The sequence below is a fragment of the Rhizobium sp. 01T444 genome (genome assembly GCF_056398305.1).
On the sequence record NZ_JBFTPD010000409.1, the window covers coordinates 1 to 522 of the forward strand.

At 69.3% G+C, this 522-nt stretch carries 1 protein-coding gene; it reads right to left on the reverse strand.

Going from position 1 to position 522, the window contains the following annotated elements:
• Positions 1-522 (reverse strand): solute carrier family 23 protein (locus tag AC1DTN_RS39200; protein WP_477925648.1); only part of this gene is annotated, 522 nt, incomplete at both ends.

Here is a 522-nt window from a genome sequence, read left to right on the forward strand (position 1 = left end):
CTTGGGCATCGGCGGCACCGGGGAGCCGGGCGAGGTGACGTCGGCCAGCCATTTCGCGTAGGCGGGATCGACCAGCGCCGGCGCCGTCGGCCCGACCGGGTTGCCGAAGATCCAGTTGATGCCCACGCGCATCAGGCTGATGCCGATCACCGCGATGATGGTGCCGGTGTCCACCGGCGGAAAGAAGCGCAGCATGCGCGAGACCATCGGCGCGATCAGCATCGAGACGATGCCCGCGCCGATGATCGAGCCGAAGAGAAGCTGCGCTCCCGCCTGGCCGGGGTTGGCATTGGCGATGGCGACCATCGGCGCCACCGAAGCGAAGGTCACGCCCATCATCACCGGCAGCCGGATGCCGAACCACTGCGTGGCGCCCAGCGACTGGATCAGCGTGGCGACGCCGCAGCAGAAGAGGTCGGCGGAGATCAGCAGCGCGACCTCCTGCGGGCTCAGCTTGAGCGCGCGGCCGACGATGAGGGGCACGGCCACCGCGCCGGCATACATCACCAGCACGTGCTGCAG